This is a genomic window from Methylosarcina fibrata AML-C10, from assembly GCF_000372865.1.
GTDB classification, from domain to species: Bacteria; Pseudomonadota; Gammaproteobacteria; order Methylococcales; family Methylomonadaceae; genus Methylosarcina; species Methylosarcina fibrata.
On sequence record NZ_KB889965.1, the window covers coordinates 3327937 to 3343213 of the forward strand.

General features: G+C 52.9%; 11 protein-coding genes. 9 read left to right on the forward strand and 2 right to left on the reverse strand.

Features of this window, described 5'->3' with window-relative positions; all coding sequences use genetic code 11:
- Positions 1-169: 169 nt before the first annotated feature.
- From aroG to trmB, 3 genes are read left to right on the forward strand one after another with little or no spacing between them, the layout of a single operon-like run.
- Positions 170-1258, forward strand: coding sequence for a 3-deoxy-7-phosphoheptulonate synthase AroG (gene aroG, locus A3OW_RS0115590; RefSeq protein ID WP_020561623.1), 1089 nt, complete (start codon positions 170-172; stop codon positions 1256-1258).
- The gene (gene thiS / locus A3OW_RS0115595; protein WP_020564382.1) at positions 1255-2232 is read left to right on the forward strand and encodes a sulfur carrier protein ThiS; all 978 of its coding nucleotides are present in this window, start codon (positions 1255-1257) and stop codon (positions 2230-2232) included. Before aroG ends, thiS begins: the two co-directional genes overlap by 4 nt.
- 23 nt (positions 2233-2255) lie before the next feature.
- Positions 2256-2945, forward strand: a complete 690-nt coding sequence (gene trmB, locus A3OW_RS0115600; protein WP_020564383.1) for a tRNA (guanosine(46)-N7)-methyltransferase TrmB — start codon at positions 2256-2258, stop codon at positions 2943-2945.
- 102 nt (positions 2946-3047) lie between these two features.
- On the opposite strand, the gene A3OW_RS25165 is transcribed toward trmB, so the two are convergent.
- Together A3OW_RS25165 and A3OW_RS27225 are read right to left on the reverse strand one after the other, a co-directional pair.
- Positions 3048-5027 (reverse strand): dynamin family protein, encoded by a 1980-nt coding sequence (locus A3OW_RS25165; protein WP_051091823.1) that lies wholly within the window; start codon positions 5025-5027, stop codon positions 3048-3050.
- A 165-nt stretch (positions 5028-5192) separates the two neighbouring features.
- Positions 5193-6310 (reverse strand): IS630 family transposase gene (locus A3OW_RS27225; protein ID WP_085984335.1). Its coding sequence is split into 2 segments (ribosomal slippage): positions 5193-5896 and positions 5896-6310, totalling 1119 coding nucleotides; the frame shifts between segments, so codons are not numbered across the junction.
- 1133 nt (positions 6311-7443) lie between these two features.
- Here A3OW_RS27225 and A3OW_RS0115620 point away from each other — a divergent pair.
- The 6 genes from A3OW_RS0115620 to A3OW_RS0115645 all read left to right on the forward strand — a co-directional run bounded on the left by A3OW_RS0115620 (position 7444) and on the right by A3OW_RS0115645 (position 15135).
- A complete protein-coding gene (locus A3OW_RS0115620; RefSeq protein WP_020563361.1) occupies positions 7444-8481 on the forward strand; it encodes an IS630 family transposase in 1038 nt (345 codons plus the stop codon).
- Positions 8471-9826, forward strand: coding sequence for an RHS repeat domain-containing protein (locus A3OW_RS28645; RefSeq protein ID WP_083918223.1), 1356 nt, complete (start codon positions 8471-8473; stop codon positions 9824-9826). Before A3OW_RS0115620 ends, A3OW_RS28645 begins: the two co-directional genes overlap by 11 nt.
- A gap of 1257 nt (positions 9827-11083) precedes the next feature.
- The gene (locus A3OW_RS26035; protein WP_198291325.1) at positions 11084-12691 is read left to right on the forward strand and encodes an RHS repeat-associated core domain-containing protein; all 1608 of its coding nucleotides are present in this window, start codon (positions 11084-11086) and stop codon (positions 12689-12691) included.
- 1 nt (position 12692) lies between these two features.
- Entirely contained in the window at positions 12693-13121 is a 429-nt protein-coding gene (locus A3OW_RS0115635) for a hypothetical protein (protein ID WP_020564390.1), read from the forward strand.
- A gap of 118 nt (positions 13122-13239) precedes the next feature.
- Complete coding sequence (locus A3OW_RS28880) at positions 13240-14766, forward strand: RHS repeat-associated core domain-containing protein (protein ID WP_020564391.1); 1527 nt, start codon at positions 13240-13242, stop codon at positions 14764-14766.
- 9 nt (positions 14767-14775) lie between these two features.
- On the forward strand, positions 14776-15135 hold the full coding sequence (locus tag A3OW_RS0115645) for a DUF6869 domain-containing protein (protein WP_020564392.1): 360 nt from the start codon (positions 14776-14778) through the stop codon (positions 15133-15135).
- Positions 15136-15277: the final 142 nt, after the last annotated feature.

A 15277-nucleotide genomic window follows, 5' to 3' on the forward strand; every position in this document is an offset into this window, starting at 1 on the left:
GCATTGATTCGGGCTGCCCCGTTTTTCCCGAGAGTTAAAAAATAGCGCGGATAACCCGAAACAAACGTAGAGGTTTGCTATTTTTATTGTCCAAAAAGTACCCCCTCGCGGCTAAAACCGGGTAAAATATCGAATTTTAAGCTAATTAGCGTCCTGTGTGGTGCCATTGATGCAAATGAAATACAAAACCGACGATTTGAGGATCTGTGCGACCAAAGAAGTGATCGCGCCGATTCAAGTCCATACCGAAATGCCGATGACCGAGGCCGCGGCCGAAACCACCGTGAAAGCGCGTCAGGCGATCCACCGCATTCTCACCGGCGAAGACGACCGGCTGCTGGTGGTGATCGGCCCCTGCTCGATTCACGATCCGATCGCCGCGAAAGACTACGGCAGCCGTTTGAAAGCGGTCAGGGACGAGTTGGCCGACGATCTGGTGATCGTGATGCGGGTGTATTTCGAAAAGCCGCGCACCACGGTCGGCTGGAAAGGGCTGATCAACGACCCCGACCTGGACTCCAGCTTCAACATCAACAAAGGCCTGCGCGTGGCCCGGCAATTGCTGCTGGATCTCAACAACCTGGGCATGCCGGCGGCCACCGAATACCTGGACCTGATCACGCCCCAGTACGTCTCCGACCTGATCGCCTGGGGCGCGATCGGCGCTCGCACCACCGAAAGCCAGGGCCATCGGGAGCTGGCCTCGGGCGTCTCCTGCCCGATCGGCTTCAAGAACTCCACCGACGGCACCATCAAGATCGCCATCGACGCGATCGGCGCGGCGATGAGTCCGCACCATTTCCTGTCCCTGACCAAGGCCGGCCATTCGGCGATTTTCTCGACCACCGGCAATGAAGACGTGCACATCATCCTCAGGGGCGGCAACGGTCGGCCGAACTACGATGCGGTCAGCGTCGAGCAGGTCGCCGAAGGGCTGGTCAAGGCGAACCTCAGGCCCAACATCATGATCGATTTCAGCCACGCCAACAGCCTGAAGCAATGCCAGCGCCAGTTGATCGTCGGCGACGACGTCGCCGGCCAGATCGCAGGCGGCGACCGCAGGATCATCGGCGTCATGCTGGAAAGCCACCTGAAGGCCGGCCGCCAGGAAGTGGTGCCGGGGCAGCCTCTGACCTACGGGCAGAGCATCACCGATGCCTGCCTGGGCTGGGACGACACCGTCCCGCTGCTGCACAAACTGGCCTCGGCGGTGCAGGAGCGCCGCTCGGTCGACCGCAACCGGAGCCTCAACGCATGAACATCTATGTCAATGGCGTACCCCATAATTGCGACGAAAACAGCAACATTGCGCAAATCATTGCTGCCCTGGGACTGACCGGCAAGCGCATCGCCGTGGAAATCAACAAGGAAATCGTCCCTTTCAACCAATACGATCAATACCGCCTTAAGGACGACGATCGGCTGGAAATCGTCCAGGCCATCGGCGGCGGTCAGGACGACCCCTTGATCATTGCTGGCAAGGCTTACCGTTCCCGGCTTCTGGTCGGTACCGGAAAATACAAGGATCTCGAGCAAACCCGCCTGGCTACCGAAGCCAGCGGCGCCGAGATCGTGACCGTGGCGATACGGCGGACCAATATCGGGCAAAAGGCCGACGAGCCGAACCTGCTCGATGTCCTGCCTCCGGATCGGTACACTATTCTGCCCAACACGGCCGGCTGTTACACGGCCGACGAAGCGGTCAGGACCTGCCAACTGGCCAGGGAACTGCTGGGAGGGCATACCTTGGTCAAGCTGGAAGTATTGGCGGACCAGAAAACCCTGTTTCCGGACGTCGCCCAGACCTATATTGCCGCCGAGCGCCTGGTTAAAGACGGCTTCGACGTGATGGTCTATACCAACGACGATCCGGTCGCGGCGAAACGCCTGGAGGAAATCGGCTGCGTCGCGGTGATGCCTTTGGCCGCACCCATCGGTTCGGGGCTGGGCATTCGCAATCCCTACAATATTCTGACCATCGTCGAAAACGCCAACGTCCCGATCCTGGTCGATGCCGGCGTCGGCACCGCCTCGGACGCTGCGATTGCCATGGAGCTGGGCTGTGACGGCGTGCTGATGAACACGGCCATTGCCGAAGCGAAAAATCCGGTGTTGATGGCTTCCGCGATGAAAAAAGGCATCGAGGCGGGCCGGGAAGCGTTTCTGGCCGGACGCATGCCCAGAAAGCGTTTCGCTTCCGCTTCGTCGCCGCTTGAAGGACTGTTTTTTTAGAAAAACCGGTTCGCATAAGTTTCATGTTGCAAACGGAAGAAACCGTTCCTAAACGAATTCGCAGCTTTATTCGCCGGCAAGGACGGATGACCCAGGGACAGCAACACGCTTTGGATCATCATTGGGAAAAATACGGCCTCGATCCCGCCGTGAACCATGATTTTGCCGCAATTTTCGGGCGTCATGCCCCGTTACTGGTTGAAATCGGTTTCGGCAATGGCGAAAGTCTGGCGCGGATGGCTTCGGAAAATCCTGATCGGGATTATATCGGGATTGAGGTGCATCGTCCGGGCGTCGGGCATTTGATGATGAAGCTGGCGGAATCGGGCTTAACCAATGTCAGAATCTTTTGCCACGACGCCATAGACATTCTGGAACAGCGGATTGCGGATCAAAGCCTGAGCGGAATCCATTTGTTCTTTCCCGATCCCTGGCCTAAAAAAAGGCATCACAAAAGAAGGATCGTCAGGCCCAGCTTCGTCAAGCTGATTGTCCGGAAATTGAAGCCCGGCGGTTATTTTCACGCCGCGACCGACTGGCAAAATTACGCCGAAAGCATGTTGGCCGAGCTTTCGGCTGAAAAAGACCTTATCAATGCCAGCAAAACCGAGGATTATTGTGACCGGCCTGCGTATCGGCCCTTGACCAAGTTCGAGCGTCGGGGCGAAGGGCTGGGACATGCCATCCGGGATCTGATTTTCTTCAAGAAGTAATCAGGAAACCGGATGTTCCTTGTCTCGGGTTTTCGGAAATGTCCTCTTATTCTCCCCACGAAGAGCCGGCCGGGCTGATCACGGGGCGAGCTTCCGGATAGGTCAGACGCGGGTTTCCTGCCGGCGGCTCGCGTCTTCAACGGAGCGGCTTTGGCGTACTTCCTGTTTGGGATAAAGAATTTTCGAGATGGTCGCTATCTCGTCCCGTTGCCGGCGTAACGGAACGATTTCAGCTTCCAGAGCCGCGATGTTCTCACTGATGTTGCCCTTGGATTCGTTGATTTTTCTCAAGGTTTGCAGACGGCTGTCGATCTGCCTCCGGTGCTCCTTGATCTGATGCATCAAAGGCGTCAGCACGCCCTGACTCCAGGCCGTGGCGTCGGCATGCGCCTGTCTCATGATGTTTCTGGCTTTGGCGATGATCGTGCTGTAGAGCTTGTTGATCACGATACTTTGTTCGGTCATGGTGGTTTTGGCACTTGCCCGGAAAGCTTCGCCTTCGGCAAACACCTGCTCCAGTTCGAACTGATATTGCTTGATCGAAAAGAGATCGGGCTCGATTTCCGCAAAACCGTGCTCTTCGGAAAACTTTTTATGAATGGCCTTCACCAGGCGTCTCGTTTCGTTGGTGATATCGACCGACTCCTGAAGCAGGTCTCGCAAGTCGTCGAATAATTTGCGAATGTGCTGCTTCATGCTGTAAGTCGTGAGACTCCTGGACATGTCTTCGCGAGTGCGATGAATGATGGGGTCGATGCGTGATTTGTCGAAAGAATCGATTAAATGTTTGGCCTGAACCAGAAAAACCTGGCGGCTATTCTGGAAGTTTTCGACATTGGCCATGTAAAGATTTTGCTTGTCCCTGGTTTCGGCCATCAGCTTGCCGGTCATATCCTTATTTTCGAAATCGATTTTCTTGAATTCTTCCAGTTGCGCCAGAGCGTTGGTGAGCGAGGCCTCGCTCAGGCTCAACGATTCATTGACCATAAAGCCAATATCGCGGGCGACGGCCGCCAGCAAAATGTTGCGACGCTGCTTCAGAATATCGTTGGCAAGATAATCTTCCAAAACGGAGATTTTGCTTTTTTCCATCAGCCGATTATCGCCCTTGACCTTGGCCAGCAGAGCTTGTTTGGCCGAAACCGGAAAAATGGCGTTTTCATCGAGTTTCAACGTTGCCGCGGACGATCTGATCTGGGATCTGACCGACTCCTCATAACCGGTTTCTCCGGCGAGGTCATCCCACATGGCATCGATTTTGTTCATGACCACCGCCAGGCTTTGCCGCGCGCCTCCGCGGGCGACACAGACATGCTGGCGCCACATTTCCAGATCGCTTTTGGTCACGCCGGCATCGGCCGCCAGCAAGAAAATGATGGCTTGCGCGCTGGGCAGCATGTTCAACGTCAGTTCCGGTTCGGTTCCCAATGCGTTCAATCCCGGCGTGTCCAGGATGGCCAGCCCTTCTTTTAACAGCGGATGCGGAAAACTGATCAAGGCATGCCGCCAGCGGGGGACTTCGACTTTGTCCTGATTCAAGAGACCTTGTTCCGCCGCATCGTGCTCATTCCATAAGCCGAGTTTTTCGGCAAGCTCCCGGTCGACGGATTTGGTGGCCACCAATTCCTTGAAAGCTTCCTGCATTTGTGAAGGGGATTGACAGTCCAGGTCAATTTGAAGCCAGCGCTCGGGGTGCTGCTTCAGAGCGGAAAGCGAGATGTCTTCAAGACGGGTTTCAATATCCAGCAGCCGGATATAGCTGCCTCCCTTTTCGTCCCAGAACAGCTCGGTGGGCGACATCGTGGTGCGGCCCGGCGAGGAAGGCAAAAGACGGGTGCCGGTTTCGGAGAAGAATAAGGCGTTGATCAACTCGGTTTTGCCGCGGGAGAATTCTGCAACGAAGGCCAGAGTAATGCGGTCGGATTGAAGACTGTTAATGATGTTGAGGATGGCGTTGGTGCTATGGGCGTCATTCATGCCGTAGCGGTTGCGCCATTCATGATACATCTCAATACCTTGTACCAGCTTCGCACGCCATTGCGAATATTCGTGCATTTGCTCTCTAAATTCCACATTTCTCATGGCAAGCCTTCTAATACAAATAACGAGTCAATGAAGTTATTGAAATATTAACCGGGAAAATTCTTGATTAAGTGTAGACCATATCCGAAGAATGTTAATGCGGGGGCGGGATTTGACGGTTCAAAGTCTTGCGGTTCCGCCTAGAAAAAGGAAGCTAGTAGTCAGTCACGAAGAAACACAAGGATACAGGCGAGCCAGTTTACGTCGTGCCTGTTGCGTCGTAAATCGCCAATTGACGGGCGTCGCCTTGGTGTTGCGCGGTAGGATATTGGCTTCGACCTCACGCCGGAGGCTCTCTGTGTCCGGTATCCGCTGTGATAAACACATGTTCGACAAGACGGCCAGTTCGATCTCAGCGATGTTTAGCCAACTGCCATGCTTGGGCGTGTAGTGGAACTCCAGCCGTCGCGCCAATTCACGGGCTTGCTCTGCTGGAAAGGCTTCATACAAAGACGCCATTTTATGGGTATTCAGATTGTCCAGCACCACCCGGATCACCGCCGCGTCCGGATAAAGTTCAGCGATATGCTTCATGCTGTGCGCGAATTCGATTTTGGTCCGCCGCGCGGTGATGTCCACCTGCCGAAAACCGCGTTTAGGTTCGCAGATCATCATCAAATCGCAGACGCCTTTCCGTTCATAGCCGGTGTCATAGCGGGCCGGTTGACCGGGCTCAGGCGGGAGAGGTTGGCGGACTTCCGCAATGAGTTGCTTCGGACTTTCGTCGAAACACACAACCGGGCGCAACGGATCGTAGGGTTCTTCATAAAGGTCCAGCACGTCTTCCATCGCCGCGACAAATTCAGCACTCACCTCGGGAATGCACCACTCTTGCTTCTGCCAGGGTTTGAGAGTGTTTTTTTTAAAAGCTGACGGATGGTTTCATAGCTGCAACGGTCGGCATACGCTAATTCCACCACTTTGTCCGCCAACAACCGCAAGGTCCAGTGATCATGCCCTGTCGGCGCCTCACTCATACAAGCCAAGGCGATAATATGGGCGGCCTGCTTCTCCGTCAGTTTTGGGGCACGTCCTGGACGGGGGCGTTCTTTCAGGGCGGCTTCCGGGCCTTCTTCCACACACCGTTGGCGCGTCGTCAACACCATTGATTCCGAGACACCCAAAGCTTGGATAATGTCTTTATCCTGAATACCCGCTGCCGCTTTTAATAAAATTCGCGCGCGTGTCAGATGGCGTGCCGCGGCTTTTCCTTTGTTGATCATGGCTTCCAAGCCACGCTTTTCGTCTTCAGTCAGATTGACTTTGTATTTAAGAGCTGGCATTGCTTGACCTCAATCAGTAACCATCAATGCCACTATAGAGTGACTTACAAGCCCAATATATCCTTTTGATTTAAATTGACTGACTACTAGTCTGCGCCTTGATAATAAGCAATCTAAATTGGTGTCGCTTCAGGATATATTGTAGATAAAGAGGGTGTTTATTAGAAGTCGTTTGAAAGGCTGCTTCAAGCCGGCCCGAAGTGATTGATCTTACCTTGAAAAAAGTATAGCACAAAGAAAGGCGTCAACGCTGGGCTTAATTTCCTTTTTATGGGTGTAGGTAGTGGGCAAGGATATATCTAATGCTCAAAAAATTCATTTCTAATTCAATCCACTGATTTCATTCTCTGGACAATTGCCGAAGAGCGGCTATCCTTTTTCAGTAAATCTAAGATGTTAGTGTTTCAAAGCTCCGATACACCTCGGTAAATATTTACGTGCCCGCTGGTATAGATGCCCTGTATTGCGCTATCTCACTAATGGAAATAATTGGATATTCAGGGAAACTATGAGAAATCTTTTTCCGATTTAGGGACTTCGCACTACACAATTTTCAACGGAAGACAAAGAGGAACAATAATGAGGAAATCTACCGGTAAAACCGGCTGGCAAAATGCTTTCAGGCCAGGTCATGCATTTGATTAGATTGGGTATACTCTCTTTCCGGTCTTTAAACTTAACCCTGCCGGTTTTCATAATGCGAAAATCTTATGGGCTCTCCATAAACCAATTCCTGTCGCCCGGTTGGCATAGACATCATTCAGTACAAAACGCCAATTGGCTGTCACGTCCTATAGTCCGGAATCTGATGATATTGCTTTTATGCTCAGCCAGCATGTCATTACAGGCCACTCCATTTCAGATTTCTCTCGTCGTAAACACAGACTGGACTTATCAATACAACCGATGTGAAAGGTGGCGTGGGCCATATACTAGTGAAAGCGAAGCTATTACCGCAGGAATGAACGACTTCTACTATCCTCCTTGTCAGCCTTATATGACTGATCCCAAAGCGTGGGGCACCGTTGAGAATCCGACATATGGTCCTTGCGGTAGTACGAATCTTTATCCTAGTCCCTTCAGTGCTATTAACCAGGCCACAATAAACCGAACAGTCGTGGTATCATTTCTTCATGGAAATTGAGAAAATAGATACCCGAAAACTTGATGCATCCGCTCGCGAGCAGCTTCGTAAAACGGCGATACGGATGTATAAACGAGGTCGCACCCAGACTTCTATTTCCGAAGAACTCGGCGTCCGCAGATCCACCATTGTGGAGTGGATTAGCCGGAGCCGCCTTGGAAACAGTACAAAAGAAGCAAAGCGGGGCCGAACTGTAGGCGAATTTCGCAGATTGACCGAGGCTCAGGAAGTGAAAATCCAGAAAGACATTATTGATAAAACGCCGGAGCAGATGAAATTGAGTTTTGCACTCTGGAATGCCAAGGCAGTTCGTTCGCACATCAAGCAGTGCTTTCTGATTGACCTGCCGATCCGGTCAGTCCGGCGCTATTTAAACCGCTGGGGTTTCACGCCGCAGCGCCCCCTCAAGCGGGCGCTTGAACAAAAGCCCGAAGCAGTCAAAAAATGGCTGGAGACGGACTACCCGGCAATTGCTGCACGTGCCAAAGCAGAGGGTGCAGAAATATATTGGGGCGATGAAACCGCCGTGTCATCCGTTGAGCATTATCCGAGAGGATACGCACCCAAGGGAAAAACACCCGTTCTGGTCCTGTCCCAGAGTAAAAGGGAGCGAATCAATCTGATCTCGGCGGTGACCAACCAAGGCACGATGCGGTTCATGCTGTACCGCGAGAATATGACTGCCGAGATTATGATTCGCTTTATGCAACGGTTGATCAAGGATGCAGGACGCAAGGTCTTTCTGGTTGTAGACAATCTCAGGGTTCATCACAGCAAAGCAGTAACAAAATGGCTTGAGAGAAACAGCGAAAAGATCGAAATGTTTTTTCTCCCGAGCTATTCGCCGGAACTGAACCCAGACGAGTATATGAACGGTGAGCTGAAGGCGCGAATGAATGCAAGTGAGCCAACTCGCGGTGGCGATCATCTCAGGAAAAAAGTCATGTCAAATCTCAAATCGATTCAAAGCCGACCGCACCGCGTTCGTGCATACTTCCGCGCTAAGCCGATAGCTTATGCTGCATAGGTGTGCGGTTTTTAGCGGCCGGATTAATAGTATTATTAGTGGAATTGAAGTTAGCAATAGACGACATGTTAGCGTCACCCAAGTATGTTCTGGATTTACTTGGAATGATGCAGTAACTATAAGAAGAGACCGAACGACGGGATGTCCAGCAGGGTATACGCTGATCAGCGGGAATATTTGCCAGTTAGTCTCCGCCGATCCTTTTAAAAACGCCGGCCCCAGTTGCCCGAATGGAACCAACCCGATCAATGGGGGTACAGGAAACAAATACCAAGCGGAAATTGATTACACCTCTTCTCCCGGCCAGGGAAATATTTCATTTACCCGATACTACAACAGCGCTGTTGTATACAACGGTATTACGCTTCCTACGGGACTGGGAGAAAAATGGGGTCATACATTTTCTCGTTCCGCTTTAGTATTCAACAATAAAACCGTGGCACTGCGCCGGCCTGAAGGACAGGTCTACTTTTTCAATAACGTAAACGGACAATGGGTAACCACAGCGGATATTTCCGAAACGCTGATCCAGACGGTAGATGCATCAAACATACCGACGGGTTGGCGCTATACCACTAAGGAAAACTCGACGGAAGATTACGATACCGAGGGTCGTCTTTTGGCGATCACTTTCAAATCAGGACTTAAACACACTCTAATCTATAGTTGCAGCCCGGTAAGCACTACGTGCCCAGTCGCCACGCCTACCTCGGTAGCGCTTATCCCCGGTATTCTGATTAAAGTGACCGATAATTTCGGCAAGAGTCTTAACTTTACTTACAATAGCTCCGGCCAAATGACTACGATGACCGACCCGGAAGGAAAGGTGACCAACTACGGTTATGATGTTTCCGGCAACCTCAGTACCGTCACCTACCCAGACGATACCCCGGCAGACCTCACCAACAATCCACATAGAACTTATATTTATGGAGAGCTGGCTCATACCGCGAGTGTCAGTCAGCCTAAAGCCCTAACCGGTCTCATCGACGAAAATGGCGTACGGTATGCCACCTGGACCTATGACGCCTCCGGTAAAGCGGTTTCTTCTGAACACGCGGAAGGGGTGGAGAAGCACAGTCTAAATTATGCTTCCGATGGAAGTAACACGGCGATTACCGATCCTTTAGGATCAATCCGGACCACTTATTTCACCACGGTCTTGGGATGGTCAAAAGCACCGGCAGCGACCAGCCCGCCGGCTCTGGCTGCAATGCCTCCGCCAGCGCCCTCACTTACGACGCCAACGGCAACGTCGCCCGCCGGACCGATTTCAACGGCCATCAGACGACCTACACCTACGATCTTGGCCGCAACCTCGAAACCGGCCGCACCGAAGGCTTGACCACCAGCGGCGCTGCAACGCCGGAAACCCGCACGATCACCACCGAATGGCATCCGACCTTCCGCCTGCCGACGAAGATCACCGAGCCGGGACGGGAAACCGCCTGGACCTACGACAGCCTGGGTAACGTCACTCAAAAAACGCTCAAGGACACCGCCACCGGCCGAATGCGCACCTGGAACACCGGTTACACCTATTCCGCCGCCGTCCCCGGCGCACTGTTGCAAACCGTCGAGGACGGCCCCCGGACCGATGTCGCCGACCTGACCACGACCGATTATTATGCGCCCGACGCTACCTGTACCGGCGGCCATGTCGGCTGCCGTGGCCAAATCCAGAAGATCACCCATGCGCTCGGCCAAGTGACCCAAATCACCGCCTACACTGCCCACGGCCAGCCGGAAACCGTGATCGACCCCAACGGCCTGACGATCGCGTTGACCTACGATGCACGCCAGCGGCTGCTCAGCTATAACGTCGGCGGGGAAATCACCCAGTTTCAATACGATCCGGTCGGCCAGTTAACCCAATGGATCCGTCCGGACAACAGCACCTTGAGCTATAGCTACGATGCCGCGCACCGCCTGACCGAAATCAGCGACGGCCTCGGTAACCGCATCGTTTACACGCTGGACGCGATGGGCCATCGGATTCAGGAAGACGTGAAGGATCCGTCCGGACAATTGGCCCGAACCCGCCGCAGCGAATACGATGCCCTGAGCCGGCTCGCCCGGGACATCGGCGCCAATAACCAGACGGTCCAGTACCGGTACGACAGCGAAGGCAACCTGACCGATCGGATCGATCCTCTGAATCATACGAACAGCTACGCCTACGACAGCCTGAACCGTCTGATTCAATCGGTCGATCCGGCCAACGGCAGCGCTCAAAACACGCTCGATGCCCAAGACCGGGTCACCGCCGTGACCGATCCTAGAAATAACACCACTCAATACACCTACGACGGTCTGAATAACCTGATTCGGGAAGTGTCTCCGGACCGGGGGGCGATCGATTACACTTACGACGACGCCGGCAACGTGCTGACCCGAACCGATGCCCGGGGCGTCCTCCACACCTATACCTACGATGCCCTGAATCGGCCTATCCGGCGGGTTCACACTCCCGTAGCCGGCGTGCCGGCCACGCCGAACACGAACTGGACCTACGACCAGGGAAGCCACGGCCTCGGCCGCCTGACCACGCTGGCCGATGAAAGCGGCAACACCGTGTAACAGCTACGACAGCCACGGCCGCTTGACCGGCAAAAGCCAAACCACGGTGTTCAACGGCGCCAGCCTCACTCACAGCCTGAGTTACAGCTACGATGCCGACGGCCGTCTGGCCAGCCAGACTTATCCGTCGGGTCTGGTTATCGTTTACGGTTACGACAGCGAGGGGCGAGTTAATGCCATCAGCCTGAACGGGCAGACCCTGCTCACGAATCTGGTTTACGAACCGTTCGGTCCGCCGCAAAGCTGGACCTGGGTCAGTGGCCAGACGTACAGCCGGACCTTCGATGCCGACGGCCGTCTGTCGGACTACCCGTTGGGGCTGGACACCCGTTTCGTCAGCTACGATCCGGCCGGCCGCATCACCGGCTACAGCCATACCACCGCCGCCAACGACCGCAGCTTCGACTACGACCTCGTGGACCGGCTGATCCTGGACAGCGACGGCACGACCAGCCGCAGCTTCGCCTACGACGCCAACGGCAACCGTACTGACTTCAATCAGAACGGGAACAGTGCTCTATACACGATCGATCCCGGCAGCAATCGCCTGCTCGGCCTCAGCGGCTCGATGATGAAAACCTACAGCTACGACGCGGCCGGCCATCTCACCGGCAACGGCACCACGACTTTCGACTGGAACGCCGCCGGGCGATTGGCGAGAATGATGACGGGCGCTTTGAGCAATATTTACCGATACACCGGGCTGGGCGAGCGGGTGATCAAGGCCGGCGCTTACATCACCCAGCAACCCCATCGCTATATCTACGACCCTCAAGGCCATCTGATCGGCGAATACGACAAAAACAACGCCTTGCGGCAGGAAACGGTCTGGCTTGGCGACCTGCCGGTGGCGGCGGTCAAGAAAGACGCCGCCGGCCTATTCCAGTTCTATCCCGTCCAGGCCGACCACCTCAATGCACCTCGGGTAATCCTGAACAGCGCCAACACCTCGGTCTGGCGCTGGGATGCTGCCGATGCCTTCGGCACCGTCCTGCCTAATGGCGACCCGGACGGCGACGGTATTTTGTTCGAATACAACTTGCGTTTCCCTGGGCAGTTTTACGACAAGGAAACCGGCTTGCATTACAATTATTTTAGGGATTACGATCCGGTCACCGGGCAGTACATCGCCAGTGATCCGATTGGGCTGGCGGGTGGATTGAATACTTATGGATATGTTAATGGGAATCCGATTAGATGGAGCGATCCTTTTGGCTTAGCCCCCGGAGATCCATATGACTCTGCTAATGAAGCTGTGCAAGAGGTTGCTAAAGACATCCTAGATATGGGACCGCAGCGTATTGAGTGGGGAGGATGGATTTATGAGATGACAAATGGGAAATTTTCATACACAAAGCCGAGAACTGATAATGAAGAGACTCATGTTTCTCCAGGTTCCAAATTTATCTGTCCCGGTGAACCTGTTGCTGATTATCATACTCACTGGGCTAAAAATGGTTACAAATATAATATTTTTTCAAAAGACGATAAATGGTCCAACTTTCTTAATCAAACGACCGGATATTTGATAAAACCTGATGGCAGCATCGACATTTATGTGCCACCACCATATTGGGAAGTACCGTCAAGATTCAGATATGATATGGGCTATACAGGTAGGGTTAAATAATATGTACCAAGATGGCAATATTGCCGAGAATGGCAAAAAAACTATTGGCATTAAATTAATGCTATGTCTCGTCCTCGGAGTGATTCCTCATATAGGATATTCTCTAAATACATCAAATAAATGTGAAGGGCTTTATTGCCCCCAAGATCAGGTGGTTTTATCAGGAGATTACTTTAAGGCGGTTTCTGTTGCTGCCATGGATTTTCAGCAAGTCCTTCAACAAAAGATTCATAATACTCATTCTAAGCTTGGTTTGTTTCTCTCCGATTTAAGGAATTATTTAATTCTCATTGACGTAGAATCTGATGGGAGCATTTTAATTGATTTTCATCCAAAAAATTTTGAAGATGCCCCTGTAAAAGGCGGTGGTGCAAGCTATAAAGTTAGCCCCGAGACATTCAAAATTCTCGAAAAAGAATACTCAATGTGATTTTATGGAGCATAAGTTTCGCCTAAGAAACAGCAAGTAGCTCGGATGGAGCTTTGCGGAATCCGGGGCAATCGGGACATTGATTATCCCGGATTCATCGAGTCAGAGGGAGCCCCCTATGTCGGGATTGGTTATCACGTATGGCTATGACAGCGAGGGGAGAGTCAATGCCATCAATCTGAACGGGCAGACCCTGCTCACCAATCTGGTTTACGAACCGTTCGGTCCGCCGCAAAGCTGGACCTGGGTCAGTGGCCAGACGTACAGCCGGACCTTCGATGCCGACGGCCGTCTGTCGGACTACCCGTTGGGGCTGGACACCCGTTTCGTCAGCTACGATCCGGCCGGCCGCATCACCGGCTACAGCCATACCACCGCCGCCAACGACCGCAGCTTCGACTACGACCTCGTGGACCGGCTGATCCTGGACAGCGACGGCACGACCAGCCGCAGCTTCGCCTACGACGCCAACGGCAACCGTACTGACTTCAATCAGAACGGGAACAGTGCTCTATACACGATCGATCCCGGCAGCAATCGCCTGCTCGGCCTCAGCGGCTCGATGATGAAAACCTACAGCTACGACGCGGCCGGCCATCTCACCGGCAACGGCACCACGACTTTCGACTGGAACGCCGCCGGGCGATTGGCGAGAATGATGACGGGCGCTTTGAGCAATATTTACCGATACACCGGGCTGGGCGAGCGGGTGATCAAGGCCGGCGCTTACATCACCCAGCAACCCCATCGCTATATCTACGACCCTCAAGGCCATCTGATCGGCGAATACGACAAAAACAACGCCTTGCGGCAGGAAACGGTCTGGCTTGGCGACCTGCCGGTGGCGGCGGTCAAGAAAGACGCCGCCGGCCTATTCCAGTTCTATCCCGTCCAGGCCGACCACCTCAATGCACCTCGGGTAATCCTGAACAGCGCCAACACCTCGGTCTGGCGCTGGGATGCCACCGATGCCTTCGGCACCGTCCAGCCTAATGGCGACCCGGACGGCGACGGTAGCCTGTTCGAATACAACCTGCGTTTCCCTGGGCAGTTTTACGACAAGGAGACCGGCTTGCATTACAATTATTTCAGGGATTACGATCCGGTCACCGGGCGGTATATCGACAGTGATCCGATTGGGCTAATGGGTGGGTTGAATACTTACGGCTATGTCGGCGGGAATCCGATTAATCATTCTGATTCTTCTGGACTTTTCTTGGATGAAGCGGGACTTCAAACAGCGCTTCAAGGCTTAGCAACGGCTACAGGAATTACTACCAGTACAATCTCTGCTACTCTTGGTGGTATCGCAGGAATTTTGTATCCAAAACCTGCTGGTGAAGGTTCAGATGTAATTCCACAGCAAGATTGTCCTCCAGATAATGACGATAAATGCAGTAAATTAATTGCAGAAATTCAGGATGTTATGAAACAGTTAAACAGACGATATATGGATCAATGCCGAGATAAGAAAAAACTATGGGATACCCATGTCCAAGCTTTTGAAGATACTAAACGTCGATTAGCCAAACTTGTAGCTCGGGCAGAGTCAAATGGTTGTGCAGTACCACTTAGGGCATATGAGTGGTTACATACTCAATGCCCTGTGCCTGGTACACCGAGAAACACATCACCAGGATATTGAGGTTTTTTGATGAATTTAGCTATTAATTGGATAAAGGCAAAACAAACACAAATACTTGGCAAGTCACTGAGTGAAAAGGAGGAAGATGCGATAATCACTTTGCTTGAACAATGTGATTATGAACCTGATAATGCCGTTAAAGTAATACTTGAGATCATCGAGCAAAACCCGAGTGAGCGAGTGCTAGCCTTCTTAGGTGCGGGTCCTGTTGAAGAACTTCTTGTGAAATATCCTGAGTATCTGGAGAAACTGATTGAGATGACACCAAATACCAGTGCCTTGAAAGAATGCCTTTCTCATGTTAACTACGATGATGAAGATGGACTGGATGCGGAAATGTTAAATAAATTTCTTAATTCAACGCAGTAGCCCTGATCGGCGAATACGACAAAAACAATACCTTGTGCCAGGAAACCGTTTGGCTTGGCGACCTGCCAGTGGTGGTGGTCAAGAAAGATGCCGCCGGCCTATTCCAGTTCTTTCCCGTCCAGGCCGACCATCGAGTTATGTT